We start from the raw sequence: 13,253 nt of genomic DNA on the forward strand, positions 1-13,253 counted from the left end.
AATGAGCACAGAAATTAAAGTTCCTGTTCTTCCTGAGTCGGTTGCAGATGCTACCGTTGCTACATGGCATGTAAGTGTTGGCGACAAAGTAACTCGCGATCAAAACTTAGTAGACATTGAAACAGATAAAGTGGTTTTAGAAGTTGTTGCACAGCATGACGGTGTAATAACAGAAATATCACAGGAAGAAGGTGCAACCGTACTTGGCGACCAAGTTATGGGTTTACTTGGTGATGCTGATGCAGCGCCAGCAAGTGAAGGTTCAACTAAAGAAGAATCAGCACCAGCTAAATCAGAAGACGCGCCAGTGGCGCAATCAGCACCAGCATCAGAAGGTAAAGAAGTGGATATTAAAGTACCTGTACTTCCAGAATCAGTTGCAGACGCAACAATTGCTACATGGCATGTACAACCAGGTGACGCGGTAACACGCGACCAAAACTTGGTAGATATTGAAACAGATAAAGTTGTTCTTGAAGTCGTAGCTCAAGAAGATGGCATCATGGGTGATATCATTCACGGCGAAGGCGATACTGTATTAGGCGAGCAAGTAATTGGTTCGGTTAAAGCAGGCGGTGCACCAGCGGCTCCAGCTGCAAAAGCAGACGCAGCGCCAGCAGCAGATTCAAGCGAAAGTTCAGATGTGTTAACACCATCAGTTCGTCGTTTAATTGCTGAGAAAGGCCTAGACGCTTCTAAAATTAAAGGCACGGGTAAAAATGGTCGTGTAACTAAAGAAGACGTTGATACTTTCTTAAAAGCACCAGCGCCAGCGGCTAAAAAAGCAGAAGCTTCTGCTCCTGCAGCACCAATGGGCGATCGTACTCAAAAACGTGTACCTATGACTCGTTTACGTAAAACGATTGCGACACGCCTTCTTGAAGCTAAAAACTCAACTGCAATGTTAACAACATTCAACGAAGTGAACATGGGACCAATCATGAGCCTTCGTAAGCAGTATCAAGAAACGTTTGAAAAGCGTCACGGCATTCGTTTAGGTTTCATGTCTTTCTATGTGAAAGCGGTAACTGAAGCTCTTAAGCGTTTTCCAGATGTAAATGCTTCAATTGATGGTGACGATATTGTTTACCATAACTATTTCGATATCAGCATTGCAGTATCTACTCCACGTGGCTTAGTTACTCCAGTACTTAAAGATTGTGACAAACTATCTGTTGCTGAAATCGAAAAAGGTATTCGTGAGTTAGCACTTAAAGGTCGTGATGGTAAGCTTACGCTTGCTGATATGACGGGTGGTAATTTCACTATTACTAATGGTGGCGTATTTGGTTCATTGCTATCTACACCTATCATTAACTTGCCACAGTCTTCAATCTTGGGTATGCATAAAATTCAAGACCGTCCGATGGCTGTAAATGGTAAAGTTGAAATACTACCTATGATGTATTTAGCACTTTCTTATGACCACCGTATCATTGATGGTAAAGAATCTGTTGGTTTCTTAGTAACTATTAAAGAGTTACTTGAAGATCCAACTCGCTTATTGCTAGATGTTTAATCTAGTTGTATGAAATGTAAGCTGTGAATGAACATTCACAGCTTTTTTTTTGCGCCTTTGGTCGTACTGGGGTTTTCATGTTAAGCCTTGGGATCTATACTAGGTGCGCAATTTGGGATAGTTGTTTATTTGAAAAAATATTCAGCTCTTTTAGTATAAAAAATTGGATAAAGCATCATGAATTTGCATGAGTATCAGGCAAAACAACTTTTTGCCGAATATGGTTTACCCGTTTCTACAGGTTACGCTTGCGATACACCTGAAGAAGCTGCTGCAGCTGCTGAAAAAATTGGCGGCGATATGTGGGTTGTTAAAACTCAGGTTCACGCAGGTGGACGTGGTAAAGCTGGCGGTGTAAAGCTAGTTAAAACTATCGAAGAAGTAAAAGCGTTTGCAGCTAACTGGTTAGGTAAAAACCTAGTTACTTACCAAACAGACGAGAAAGGCCAGCCAGTAGCTAAAATTTTAGTAGAAAGCTGTACTGACATTGCTAACGAATTGTACCTAGGTGCAGTAGTTGACCGTGCATCTCGTAAAGTAGTTTTCATGGCGTCTACTGAAGGCGGCGTTGAAATTGAAACTGTTGCTGAAGAAACACCAGAGCTTATCCACAAAGCAGAGATCGACCCGTTAGTAGGTCCTCAAGCTTACCAAGCACGTGAACTAGGTTTCAAATTGGGTCTTAACCCAGTACAAATGAAACAGTTTGTTAAGATCTTTATGGGTCTTGGTAAAATGTTCACTGATTTTGATTTCGCATTACTTGAAATCAACCCGTTAGTAATTACAGACGAAGGCAACCTTCACTGTCTTGACGGCAAAATCGGTATTGATGGTAATGCACTTTACCGTCAACCTAAAATCCGTGAATTCCACGATCCATCTCAAGAAGATGCTCGTGAAGCACACGCAGCAAGCTTCGAGCTTAACTACGTTGCTCTAGACGGTAATGTTGGTTGTATGGTTAACGGTGCAGGCCTAGCAATGGGTACTATGGACATCGTAAACCTACACGGCGGCAAGCCGGCTAACTTCTTGGATGTTGGTGGCGGTGCTACTAAAGAACGTGTTTCTGAAGCATTCAAAATCATTCTTTCTGACGACAATGTTAAAGCTGTTTTAGTAAACATCTTTGGCGGCATCGTTCGTTGTGACATGATTGCTGAAGGCATCATTGGCGCAGTTAAAGAAGTTGGCGTAACCGTACCAGTAGTTGTACGTTTAGAAGGTACTAATGCTGAATTAGGTCGTGAAGTTCTTAAGAACTCTGGTCTAGATATCATTGCTGCTGAATCACTAACAGACGCTGCTGAAAAAGTTGTTGCTGCTGCGGAGGGCAAATAATGTCTGTATTAATCAATAAAGATACAAAAGTTATCTGTCAAGGTTTCACTGGTGGCCAAGGTACTTTCCACTCAGAGCAAGCGCTTGAGTACGGTACACAAATGGTTGGTGGTGTTAGCCCAGGTAAAGGCGGTCAAACGCACCTTGGTCTTCCTGTATTCAACACAGTTCGTGATGCTGTAAAAGAAACTGGCGCAACTGCTTCAGTTATCTACGTACCAGCTCCTTTCTGTAAAGATGCAATCTTAGAAGCTATCGATGCTGGCATCGAGCTAATAGTTTGTATTACTGAAGGTATCCCTACACTTGATATGGTTGATGTTAAAATCAAACTAGATCAAACAGGTACTCGTATGATCGGTCCTAACTGCCCAGGTGTTATTACTCCTGGTCAAACTAAGATTGGTATCATGCCTGGTCATATCCACAAACCTGGTAAAGTAGGTATTGTTTCTCGCTCTGGTACTTTAACGTACGAAGCAGTTAAGCAAACTACTGATGCTGGTTTTGGTCAGTCTACGTGTGTTGGTATTGGTGGTGATCCAATTCCAGGTACTAACTTTATCGACGTTCTAGAAATGTTCGAAAAAGATCCACAAACTGAAGCAATCGTAATGATTGGCGAAATTGGTGGTACTGCAGAAGAAGAAGCTGCAGAGTACATCAAAGCTCACGTAACTAAACCTGTAGTATCTTACATTGCTGGTGTTACTGCACCAGAAGGTAAGCGTATGGGTCACGCTGGCGCAATCATTGCCGGCGGTAAAGGTACTGCTGATGAGAAATTTGCTGCATTAGAAGCTGCGGGCGTAAAAACTGTACGTTCACTTGCTGATATCGGTAAAGCACTTAAAGAGAAAACAGGCTGGTAATCGCTTGTTTTTCTTTAAAAAGGCCCGCATATGCGGGCCTTTTTGTTATTAGATGAAAATTTAGAACGGGTAACTAATATGCTGGAAAAAGCGTACAGATAAGTCTTGGCGTTGTTTATTTATAGCCAGCTCATTACACAGAGTATGGATTGTTTTTTCTACTTGGTTCATAAATCGACCATAGCCCATTTCATGTTTATCCTGCTGCGTTGCGACTACTACAAAATGCAGCGTTTCTACCAATTTACTTGCTTCATAAAAGTGCTTAATTTGATTTTCATTAGATTCAATATCAAAACTTAACTTTTGAAGTTCATCATTGCCTTCACTTTTATCTATTTTACTGTTGCGTATAATAGGCGTTGCACCGTTAGCAACCATAGCGCCATGGTTTAAGTTATTATTTTGACACGCACGTATAAATGCATAAGCAAAGTAGTCATAAAATTTAGCATAATCGTTTGTGTTCATTAGTGTTTGAAACTGCGTTTTAATAGCGCGCGAAACCGGTATAGTAAAAGTGGCGTAAGTCATCTCTGCATAATCATTGGGTATGCTGCATTGTCTTGATTGGTAGCGAGGGTAGAGACTTCTTAATTTGTAACCATAGCTTTCCTTGTTGCCTTTTTCTTTAGCAAATAGGTCATACGTTAAGTGTTGATGGTCGCGTAGTTTAAACTGGGGCTGATTTATTAAGAGTTGTCCTTGTAAAGTGTCTAACACTTTTTGAACTTTATTATGAAATTCTGCAGAGTTGGCTCGTAAATCATCGCCTGTTGCTAAAAATAGAATGCGTATTTTTTTACTCGGTGTACCTTCAGTGTAATAAATCTTATGCGCTTCGTGATAACGGGGATTATAAAAAAAGAGCATTTGTTTATCTGTTTCTAATTGATAAGACTCATCATTAAATCTTACAACGGGTAGTTTATCATTCGCTAATAAGTGCACATTATAAAGCTCGTACTCATCACAAGAAGCAAACAGCTGGCGTGCAATACGTTCATAGCAGCAATTTATATCACTAAAGCTTTTATAAAAATCGTGATTAGGGGTTATTTCAGCTAAAAGGTAGTGGTTAGCGCGTGCATTAGTTGGAATATATACACGATGTTGATTAAGTGTCGCCATCTTTAAATCCTTATAATGTAGGTTATTTACCTACTATAAACTGTTTAGATGACTTAAATATTGCGTTAAAACAAATTTTATTCATAAACAATGGTTCAGCTGAATTAAAGTTAAGCAATATCAAAAATAAACCTTAATCTAGTGCTGTATGTTAGTGTATGTTTTTGTAATAATGCATTAGTTTTGTTATTACGTAATATTTAGAGGACTGCACTCCTATGGCGGAAATTGAGAATCGCCCAAGTAACTTTATTAGAACCCGAATTGATGAAGACTTAGCAAGTAAAAAGCATGCAACAACGCATACACGTTTTCCACCTGAACCAAATGGCTTTTTGCATATTGGTCATGCCAAATCAATTTGTTTAAATTTTGGCATCGCAAAAGATTACAACGGTTTATGTAACTTACGTTTTGACGATACAAACCCAGAAAAAGAAGACATTAACTACGTTAATTCTATAAAAGAAGACGTACAGTGGTTAGGTTTTAACTGGGATGGCGATATAAAGTATTCTTCTAACTATTTTGATACTTTATATGGTTACGCTGTTGAGCTTATAAATAAAGGCTTAGCGTACGTTTGCTTTTTAACAGCAGACGAAGCACGCCAATACCGTGGTACATTGAAAGAGCCAGGTAAAAATAGCCCGTACAGAGATACATCAGTTGAAGAAAACCTAGCGTTATTTGAAAAAATGCGTGCTGGCGAATTCAAAGAAGGCGAATGTGTCCTGCGTGCTAAAATTGATATGGCTAGCTCATTTATGGTGCTTCGCGATCCAATTATTTATCGCGTACGTTTTGCTCATCATCATCAAACAGCAGACAAGTGGTGCATTTACCCAATGTATGACTTCACGCACTGTATTTCTGATGCACTCGAAGGTATTACACATTCATTATGCACACTCGAGTTTCAAGATAACCGTCGTTTGTACGACTGGGTACTTGATAACATTAGTTTAGAGTGTCACCCACAGCAAATTGAGTTTTCACGTTTAAATCTTGAATACACAATTATGTCTAAGCGTAAGCTAAGCGATTTAGTGGTAAATAACCATGTAGAAGGGTGGGATGACCCACGCATGCCTACAATTGCAGGCCTACGTCGCCGTGGTTATACACCAGGTTCAATCCGTGAGTTTTGTTTGCGTATTGGTGTAACAAAACAAGAGAATATGGTTGAAATGGGTATGCTTGAAGCATGTATCCGTGAAGATCTAAACGAAAATGCACCACGTGCAATGGCCGTACTCGATCCTGTTAAAGTTGTTATTGAAAACTACGATGCAGACAATGTTGAGGTTTTATCTGTGGCTAACCACCCAAATAAAGAAGAAATGGGTCGTCGTGATGTACCGTTTACTCGCGAAATTTACATCGAACGAGAAGACTTTAAAGAAGAAGCAAATAACAAGTTTAAACGTTTAGTGCTTGATAAAGAAGTACGTTTGCGTGGCGCTTATGTTATTAAAGCACAGCGTGTTGAGAAAGACGAAAATGGCGAAATTACAACTATATTCTGTACTTACGATACTGAAACACTTGGTAAAAATCCAAGTGATGGACGTAAAGTAAAAGGTGTTATTCACTGGGTTTCAGCACCAGAGTGTATTACGGCAGAAGTTCGTTTATACGATCGTTTGTTTAGTGTTCCAAACCCAGCAGCCGCTGATGAGTTTGAAACAACATTAAATCCAGAGTCACTGGTTGTTTTATCAAACGCTAAATTAGAGCCATCGCTTGCTAATTCACAAGCAGAGCAGGGCTTTCAGTTTGAGCGTACGGGTTATTTCTCTCGTGATTCTAAATCAGAGAACGTTGTATTTAACCAAACAGTGGGTCTTCGTGATTCATGGTCTAAGACTCAATAAGTAATATCTAAAAACCTGAACCCTGGATAATAAATCTATCTCGAGCAGCTATTTTCAGCGCTAACTGCGTTGAATTTACTTGCAATAGGTCAGCTATTGACGCGTGAATTCGCCTTGTTTTCACTTAAAATCTCTGGCTAGAGAAATAAATTTAAATATCACCATGATTCAATACGTTGGTAAATCTCTTAACCAGAGTTCAGGTTTAATATCCCCAGTTTTTACTGGGTATGTTTATTACAACGTATTTTAGACACAAAAAAACCTGCACTTAGCAGGTTTTTTATTGCTTTTTAAAAGCGGTATTAGCTGTTAGCGTCGCTAAATTCTTTACACGCTGCTTTATCGTTACACTCACCGTATAAATATAAAGAATGGTTTGTAAGTGTAATACCATTTTCTTCAGAAATTTCAAGTTGACGACGTTCAATCATCTCATCTTCAAACTCTACAACTTTGCCACACTTCAAACATACTAAATGATCGTGGTGTGTGCTTCCTGAAAGTTCAAATACTGATTTGCCACCTTCAAAGTGATGACGGCTTACAATACCCGCATCATCAAATTGGTTAAGTACGCGGTATACAGTTGCAAGACCAATTTCTTCACCTAGATCCAAAAGAATTTTGTAAACATCTTCAGCACTGATGTGTTGGTTATCTGGAGATTGTAAAATCTCTAATATTTTAATACGCGGTAAAGTTACTTTTAAACCGGCTTTTTTAAGTTCCAAGTTATGATCAGTCATTAAATCTGTCTCAATTTTATTTGGTTATACTAGACATCTTGCAAAGATGTACACGACACATTAGCAACAAACAGGATAACGTGCCTAAGCGTTAAGTGCAAAGAACAATTGATTTATATTGCCACTAAAGCTTAAAACGCTAACTGTTTGATAATTATTTAAACAGCTAGCGATATATGCAGTAAATTAGTCAGCTAATTCACTTAAACACATCTCTTCATATACTTGAGCAGACCATGCTTTAACACGTTGTTCTGTAAGCTCTGGTTGACGGTCTTCGTCGATACCCAAACCTACAAAATGCTTATCATCAGCCATGCCTTTAGATGCTTCAAAGTCATAGCTTTCGCTCGGCCAATGACCAACAACAATAGCGCCACGTTCAGTAACGATATCGTTGATCATGCCCATCGCATCTAAAAAGTACTCAGCGTAATCTTCTTGGTCTCCACAACCAAAAATAGCAACAAGTTTACCTTCAAAGTCTACTTCTTCAAGTTCTGGAAAAAAGTCATCCCAGTCACATTGTGCTTCGCCGTAGTACCAAGTAGGGATACCGAATAAGATTAAATCAAATTCAGCAATCTCTTCTTTAGAGCTTTTTGCAATATCATGAACAGCCACTAGCTTTTTACCCAATTCTTTTTGGATCATTTTTGCTACGTGTTCTGTGTTACCTGTGTCACTTCCGAAAAAAATGCCTACACTTGCCATGGATTTAAAACCTTTTATGTATCAATAGCCAATCTTTCTTGTAAAATCGTTTCAATCAGCGCACTGCGGCTAATATTTTGTGCATCTGCCATATCACTCAATGCTTGATATAACTGCGATGAAACTTTAAATTCAACACGCTTTAAGCCACGTGCTTTATCTCTTTTTATTTGATTACGTTTATTTACCTTTAACTGCATATCCCGTGAAAGGGGATTGGTTTTAGGTCTGCCTGGGCGTTTTTCGTATTCAAATAAATCGAGTGTAGTTCTATCTGTTTCTGACTTCGCCATGCTTAACCTACACCTGCGCCTTGCCAAAATACTTGAATAAGACCTTTAGCAATAAAGCCTGAACAACCTAAAAAGAGCACGCCCCAGACAATGTATTGTCCGAACTTAGGCACATTGCCACTTTTTAGTACGTCTTTAATTGCCATGCCGATGAATATGAAAATACCGGCTAAGCCAAAATACAACCCTAGGGTATCAAATTCGTTAATTAACTGACTGACCATCAACGTATAACCTTTAAATTAAACGGCGCGTACTATAGCATATAATTATTCATATATTTAGTGCGCAAAATCAAAAACACGCGATTAAAATTGCTTTAAACCGCAGTTAAAAAGTCGTTTATCGCTTTATTTACAGCAAGTGGCTTTTGAGCATGAAGCCAATGGCCTGCGCCATGAATTATTTTAGCCTTGGTATTTTTAAAGCGAGCCTTAATTGCAGTACGATGCTCGGGCAAAATATAGTCAGAATCATTACCTTTAATGAAAAGAGTATCGCATAAACAAGAATTATTTTCATTAACATTGGATGTAATTGTAGAATATTTTTCGTCAAGCACATTTAAATTAAATCGCCATGCAAAATGACCTTCTTCATTTTTAGCGAGGCTTTTAAGTAGAAACTGTCGAACTCCCAGTTCTTCTATGTAAGGCTGCATTAGAGCATCAGCTTGTTTTCTATCGTCAATTGATTGTGCTGAAACCGCTTTTAATGCCTGTAATATTTTTGTGTGCCGAGCAGGGTAACTAACAGGTGCTATATCAAGTACAACAAGCTTATTTACAAGTTCAGGATGTGTAAGCGCTAATTCCATTGCCACTTTACCACCCATAGAGTGCCCAACTAAATGTGCTTTATCTATGTTCAAATGTGCTAATAACTCAACAATATCTTGTGCCATTGCCGGGTAGTTCATTTCATCACTATGAGGAGAAAGCCCGTGGTTACGTAAATCAACGTTAATAACAGTAAAGTGTTCACTTAATGGTTTTGCTATTACATTTAGGTTTTCTAATGATCCAAAAAGCCCATGTATCAAAATAACATTAGGACCTTGCCCTTGTTGCTTGTAATTTAACTGCATACCCGCCTCCTGAAAATTTCGCCATAGTTTGCCGAGCATTGCTCTAAAAAGCAAAAAATACAGCGACTATTTATTAAATTGGGCTTTTGTTTGTTAAATCAACAACAATGAGGTAAATATTAATATGTTTACGGGAGTGCTTGTTGTAACTCGCATTTCTGATTGGTTTGGGTATAATCACACGGGAGAAAAAAATGTGACCCGTAATGACAGGAAGAACATGAAACAAATCGACATAGACGACGAGTTATATCAATATATTGCTAGCAATACGCAAAGTATTGGTGAAAGTGCATCCACTATTTTACGTCGTTTATTAAATCTGAGCGGCGAAAAAATTCAAACCGCAAACGTAGAACTAACTCAAAATAATCAAACTGCGACTACGTCTACCGCCACGTTAAAAAGCTCAGAGCCATCTGCTGCTGAGACTTCAAAAAAACAAACGCCTGTAGCTCACGCACCCGTGAAGCAAAAAAGCGATAATGTTTTTAATGTATTAAATAAAGAAGAGCTGGCAATGCAAAAAGGTGTTGTTGGACGCTTTTTGTTTATTTTAAGTGCATTTTACCGCACACATAAAACTGATTTTTCTGCGGTATTAGACATAAAAGGGCGTGACCGTGTTTACTTTGCTACTAGTAAAGAAGCTTTAGTAAATAGCGGTAGTAGTATGAATCCTAAAAACATAACCGATAGTGAATATTGGGTTATGACTAATTCTAATACAACGCGTAAAAAAATGATGCTTCATGAAGTTGCTCTTTGCCTTGGATATAGTGCAGAGCAAGCTGAAAAAATTCGCGATTACCTGTAAGGAAATATAATGGCTATTCACTCAGGCGCAGGCAAAACTGCTCCACAATCGGCACTGGTTAACGTACCTAAATTAGTATCTGCGTATTACTTAAATGAACCTGATCTTGAACAAAATCCAGAGCATTGTGTTGCCTTTGGTACCTCAGGCCACCGTGGTTGTTCTTACGATGTTAAATTTAACGAGTCACACATTCTAGCGATTACTCAGGCTATTTGTGATTACAGAAAACAAAATGACATATTTGGTCCGTTATTTTTAGGCAAAGACACACACGCATTGAGTGAAGCCGCATTTAACTCAGCAATTGAAGTATTAGTTGCTAACGAAGTGCAAGTGATAACGCAAGAAGACGGTGATTTTACACCAACGCCAGTTATCAGCCATGCCATAGTGAGCCACAATAAGCTACACCCAAATGAATTAGCAGACGGGATTGTTGTTACGCCTTCGCATAACCCTCCTGAAGATGGTGGCTTTAAATACAACCCACCTAATGGCGGACCAGCTGATACCGACGTCACTAAATGGATTGAAGACAGAGCTAATCAACTTTTACTAGAAGATTTAGTTGAAGTTGAGTTATTTCCATTCGCTAAAGCATCGCGTTCTGGCTTTATCCGCTACGAAGATTTAATGACTCCTTATATTGATGACTTAGCAAATATCGTTAATTTAAAAGCAATTAGCGATGCAGGTATCAAAATTGGTATCGATCCACTAGGTGGTTCAGGTATTAATTTTTGGCCAGTCATTGCAAAAAAATATAATTTAGATTTAACCGTAGTTAATGATGTTGTTGATCCACGTTTTGCTTTTATGCCACTTGATAAAGACGGCAAAATTCGTATGGATTGTTCATCACCTTATTCAATGGCAAATCTTATTGCACTAAAAGATGATTTTGATGTGTCTATTGGTAACGATCCTGACTACGATCGTCACGGTATTGTAACGCCAGATGGTTTAATGAATCCAAACCACTTTTTAGCAGTGGCAATCGATTACTTACTTAAACACCGTGATTGGAATGAAACCGTAGAAATTGGTAAAACATTGGTTTCTAGCTCTATGATCGACAAAGTAGCTGCTCGTAACAACCGTAAGGTTAAAGAAGTACCAGTAGGCTTTAAATGGTTTGTTGAAGGCTTAAGCAAAGGCAAGCTTGCCTTTGGTGGCGAAGAAAGCGCAGGTGCTGCATTCTTACGTTTTGATGGCTCTGTATGGTGTACAGATAAAGACGGCTTCATTATGGGTCTACTCGCTGCAGAAATACTTGCTGTGACAGGTAAAACGCCATCAGCGCTTTATAAAGAATTAGAACAAGAGTTTGGTTCTCCAATTTATAAACGCCTAGATGCACCAGCCACAAGCGGTCAAAAATCACGTTTAAAAGCATTGAGTGCTTCTGATGTTAAAGCAGATACACTTGCTGGCGAGCCTATTTTGCAAAAATTGACTCATGCACCCGGTAACGATGCCGCCATTGGTGGTTTAAAAGTGGTCACTGAGAATGGCTGGTTTGCAGCGCGTCCATCAGGTACTGAAGATATTTATAAAATATACCTTGAATCATTTAAAGGTGAAGAGCATTTAGCGTTACTTGAAAAAGAAGCTAAAAAGCTTGTAGATTCAGTTATAAGCTAACTTAATCTAATAATTTTAAAACGGCTGATTTATTCAGCCGTTTTCGTTTCTATACCTTGTGTATTTATAAAAATATATGCATAAGAGTCTACTCTCACATTATTTTTAAAGGGCTTATTATATGTCAGCCAATCCATCTTACTTAAATGAATTAAAACAAACAGGCGATTTTTTAACGCTTAGTCGTGACAACGAATGGCATTTAGATGCAGGTGAGTTTGTTTTAGATAATGGGACTTGTGTAAATATACACGATACCGGAGTCATTGAGTTTCAACCTGCTGTTATAACGTCAAAAGATGTAGTTTATTCAAGCGCTGTACACGGTAACGAAACTGCGCCAATTGAAATTTGTGATGCACTTATTAAACAAATTATAAAAGGCGAGCTGATACTTAAGCAGCGTGTTTTGTTTATTTACGGTAATCCACAATCAATTAATATTGGCCTGCGTTTTGTAGAAGAAAACTTAAATAGATTATTTAATGGTCACCATACAGTTGAAGGTGTACCAATGAATAATGAGCGAAACCGCGCTGCAAAGCTTGAGCAATACGTAAGCGATTTTTATACACGTGGCGAGCAAGGCAGTAGCCGATGTCATTACGACTTACACACTGCAATTAGAGGCTCTAAAAACGAAAAATTTGCTGTGTATCCATTTTTACATGGTAAGCCATGGAAAAAGTCGCAGCTACAATTTTTATTGAGTTGTGGTGTAAATACCGTGCTTATGATGAAATCTCCTGCAACAACATTTAGCTATTATTCGTCATTTATACACGGTGCTGATTCTTTTACGGTAGAGCTGGGTCAAGTTAAGCCATTTGGTCAAAACGATATGGCTCGCTTTGAAAAAACAAAGCAAACCTTAACTGCATTAATTAGTCAAAATGAAGTTAAATACCCTGAATTTAATGCAAACGATTTTGAATTGTTTGCTGTCCATCGCACAATAAATAGAACGCAGAACGATTTTAGCTTTCCTTTTTCTGACGATGCCGAGAACTTTACTGGCTTTGCGAAAGGTGAACTACTTGCAACCGACGGTGATACAGCGATTTACGCTGACGTTGAAGGAGAGGCTATTATTTTTCCTAATGCGAGCGTAGCATTAGGGCAAAGAGCACTCCTTACTGTTATTCCAATGGATATTGATAGCAATTTCGTCTAATTTAACTCATCAGACCACTATTGACTTAA

The 13,253-nt window shown here is 38.7% G+C and carries 13 protein-coding genes; 7 read left to right on the plus strand and 6 right to left on the minus strand.

Annotated features, from left to right (window positions below):
• Nucleotide 1: 1 nt before the first annotated feature.
• The 3 genes from odhB (at nucleotide 2) to sucD (ending at nucleotide 3,735) form a co-directional block, all read left to right on the plus strand.
• Nucleotides 2-1,519 (plus strand): 2-oxoglutarate dehydrogenase complex dihydrolipoyllysine-residue succinyltransferase, encoded by a 1,518-nt coding sequence (gene odhB, locus GQR45_RS13395; RefSeq protein WP_007586871.1) that lies wholly within the window; start codon nucleotides 2-4, stop codon nucleotides 1,517-1,519.
• Between the two features lie 177 nt (nucleotides 1,520-1,696).
• Complete coding sequence (gene sucC, locus GQR45_RS13400) at nucleotides 1,697-2,863, plus strand: ADP-forming succinate--CoA ligase subunit beta (protein ID WP_007586870.1); 1,167 nt, start codon at nucleotides 1,697-1,699, stop codon at nucleotides 2,861-2,863.
• Nucleotides 2,863-3,735, plus strand: a complete 873-nt coding sequence (sucD, locus tag GQR45_RS13405) for a succinate--CoA ligase subunit alpha (RefSeq protein WP_010552674.1) — start codon at nucleotides 2,863-2,865, stop codon at nucleotides 3,733-3,735. The genes sucC and sucD overlap by 1 nt, the downstream gene beginning before the upstream one ends.
• A 60-nt stretch (nucleotides 3,736-3,795) precedes the next feature.
• Here the strand turns inward: sucD and GQR45_RS13410 are convergent, their stop codons facing one another.
• A complete protein-coding gene (locus tag GQR45_RS13410; RefSeq protein ID WP_010552675.1) occupies nucleotides 3,796-4,866 on the minus strand; it encodes a DUF3083 family protein in 1,071 nt (356 codons plus the stop codon).
• A 218-nt stretch (nucleotides 4,867-5,084) separates the two neighbouring features.
• On the opposite strand from GQR45_RS13410, the gene glnS reads away from it, so the two are divergent.
• A complete protein-coding gene (gene glnS / locus GQR45_RS13415) occupies nucleotides 5,085-6,743 on the plus strand; it encodes a glutamine--tRNA ligase (RefSeq protein WP_165726193.1) in 1,659 nt (552 codons plus the stop codon).
• A 305-nt stretch (nucleotides 6,744-7,048) separates the two neighbouring features.
• Here the strand turns inward: glnS and fur are convergent, their stop codons facing one another.
• The 5 genes from fur to GQR45_RS13440 all read right to left on the minus strand — a co-directional run bounded on the left by fur (nucleotide 7,049) and on the right by GQR45_RS13440 (nucleotide 9,586).
• Nucleotides 7,049-7,492 (minus strand): ferric iron uptake transcriptional regulator, encoded by a 444-nt coding sequence (fur, locus tag GQR45_RS13420; RefSeq protein WP_007586857.1) that lies wholly within the window; start codon nucleotides 7,490-7,492, stop codon nucleotides 7,049-7,051.
• Nucleotides 7,493-7,678: 186 nt separating this feature from the next.
• Nucleotides 7,679-8,206 (minus strand): flavodoxin FldA, encoded by a 528-nt coding sequence (gene fldA, locus GQR45_RS13425; protein ID WP_007586856.1) that lies wholly within the window; start codon nucleotides 8,204-8,206, stop codon nucleotides 7,679-7,681.
• A 14-nt stretch (nucleotides 8,207-8,220) separates the two neighbouring features.
• On the minus strand, nucleotides 8,221-8,499 hold the full coding sequence (ybfE, locus tag GQR45_RS13430) for a LexA regulated protein (protein ID WP_002962928.1): 279 nt from the start codon (nucleotides 8,497-8,499) through the stop codon (nucleotides 8,221-8,223).
• 2 nt (nucleotides 8,500-8,501) lie between these two features.
• Nucleotides 8,502-8,723 carry a DUF2788 domain-containing protein gene (locus GQR45_RS13435; protein WP_002962930.1) on the minus strand — a complete coding sequence of 74 codons (222 nt, stop codon included), beginning with the start codon at nucleotides 8,721-8,723 and terminating at the stop codon, nucleotides 8,502-8,504.
• A gap of 95 nt (nucleotides 8,724-8,818) precedes the next feature.
• The gene (locus GQR45_RS13440; protein WP_007586854.1) at nucleotides 8,819-9,586 is read right to left on the minus strand and encodes an alpha/beta fold hydrolase; all 768 of its coding nucleotides are present in this window, start codon (nucleotides 9,584-9,586) and stop codon (nucleotides 8,819-8,821) included.
• Between the two features lie 220 nt (nucleotides 9,587-9,806).
• Here GQR45_RS13440 and seqA point away from each other — a divergent pair, with 220 nt between their 5' ends.
• The 3 genes from seqA (at nucleotide 9,807) to astE (ending at nucleotide 13,224) form a co-directional block, all read left to right on the plus strand.
• Entirely contained in the window at nucleotides 9,807-10,403 is a 597-nt protein-coding gene (gene seqA, locus GQR45_RS13445; protein ID WP_024589204.1) for a replication initiation negative regulator SeqA, read from the plus strand.
• A 9-nt stretch (nucleotides 10,404-10,412) separates the two neighbouring features.
• Nucleotides 10,413-12,050, plus strand: a complete 1,638-nt coding sequence (gene pgm, locus GQR45_RS13450; protein WP_007586850.1) for a phosphoglucomutase (alpha-D-glucose-1,6-bisphosphate-dependent) — start codon at nucleotides 10,413-10,415, stop codon at nucleotides 12,048-12,050.
• A 121-nt stretch (nucleotides 12,051-12,171) separates the two neighbouring features.
• Nucleotides 12,172-13,224, plus strand: a complete 1,053-nt coding sequence (astE, locus tag GQR45_RS13455; protein ID WP_165726194.1) for a succinylglutamate desuccinylase — start codon at nucleotides 12,172-12,174, stop codon at nucleotides 13,222-13,224.
• Nucleotides 13,225-13,253: the final 29 nt, after the last annotated feature.

Source organism: Pseudoalteromonas sp. SA25, assembly GCF_011378705.1.
Classification (GTDB): Bacteria; Pseudomonadota; Gammaproteobacteria; order Enterobacterales; family Alteromonadaceae; genus Pseudoalteromonas; species Pseudoalteromonas arctica.